This is a genomic window from Mesorhizobium sp. Mes31, assembly GCF_024519675.1.
In the GTDB taxonomy this organism is placed as follows: domain Bacteria; phylum Pseudomonadota; class Alphaproteobacteria; order Rhizobiales; family Rhizobiaceae; genus Mesorhizobium.
On record NZ_JALJRL010000061.1, the window covers coordinates 1 to 1,047 of the forward strand.

The window sequence follows — 1,047 nt, forward strand, 5'->3', positions numbered from 1 at the left end:
TAAAGCGTGTCGCGTTTTAAGGGATTCAGGATTCCCATTGATTTGAGTTCGTGATTCATTGCGGTTGAAAGGAAACCGCGATGGGCAAGCCGCTACCGCTTGAGTTGCGTCGGCGTGTTGTTGCGTATGTCGATGAGGGACATGGTCACCGCGAGGCAGCGCGCCATTTCCGCGTTTCGCCTCGCTTTGTGAACAATCTAATCAACCTGCGCCGGCAGACCGGTTCGCTTGAAGCGCGCCGGCAGGGCCATGTGGGCGGCGGGAAGCTTGAGCCGCATGCCGAGTTTTTACGCTTGCGGTTGGCCGAGACCGGCGAACTGACACTGGACGAGCTTTGCGTCGAGCTGGAGGTGCGTGGGGTGAGCGTGCACCGCTCTAATGTCGGGCGCCTGCTCAATCGGCTGGGGCTCAGTCATAAAAAAAACTCTACAGGCCAGCGAGCAGCAGCGGGCCGACGTGCGCCAGGCGCGTGAACTGTGGATCGGGCGGCGAAAGCGCTTCTTCAACAAGGCTTTGGCGCGCCTGATCTTCATCGATGAGACGTCGACCAACACCAAGCTGACCAAACGCACCGGCTGGGCGCCGAAGGGCGAGCGCTTCAAGACGCATGCGCCATTCGGCAAATGGCAGACGCAGACCTTCATCGCCGGGCTGCGATGCCACGGTCTTGTCGCGCCGTGGATCGTCAATGCACCGATGAATGCCGCCATCTTCGAACGCTACGTCGAAACTCAGCTCGCTCCCGAACTGTCGCCCGGAGATGTCGTCATTCTCGACAATGTCGGCTTCCACAAGAACGAGCGCACCGCCCAACTGGTTCGCCAAAGGGGCGCCTGGCTCCTGTTCCTGCCGCCATACTCGCCCGATCTCAACCCCATCGAGATGGCCTTCTCAAAACTCAAGGCGCGGCTGCGAAAGAAGGCGGCCAGAACCTTCGACGCTCTCTGCAAGGCTCTCGGCGATATCTGCCACCTGTTCGAGCCAACCGAATGCAGAAACTTCTTCAAGGCTGCCGGATATGAGGCCAATTAATCGCGACACGCTTTA

The 1,047-nt window shown here is 59.5% G+C and carries 2 protein-coding genes; both read left to right on the forward strand.

Translation table 11 applies throughout. The annotated features are described in order from the left end of the window. The first annotated feature begins 80 nt into the window (after positions 1-80). Positions 81-473: an IS630 transposase-related protein gene (locus NR193_RS33280; protein ID WP_256754883.1), complete on the forward strand. Its 393-nt coding sequence runs from the start codon at positions 81-83 to the stop codon at positions 471-473. Then, entirely contained in the window at positions 457-1,032 is a 576-nt protein-coding gene (locus tag NR193_RS33285; protein WP_256754884.1) for an IS630 family transposase, read from the forward strand. The genes NR193_RS33280 and NR193_RS33285 overlap by 17 nt, the downstream gene beginning before the upstream one ends. The last annotated feature ends 15 nt before the right edge of the window (positions 1,033-1,047 follow it).

Excerpts from the sequence above, each read along its gene's own strand:
- NR193_RS33280 (WP_256754883.1), top strand. The coding sequence starts at position 81 with ATGGGCAAGCCGCTACCGCTTGAGTTGCGTCGGCGTGTTGTTGCGTAT.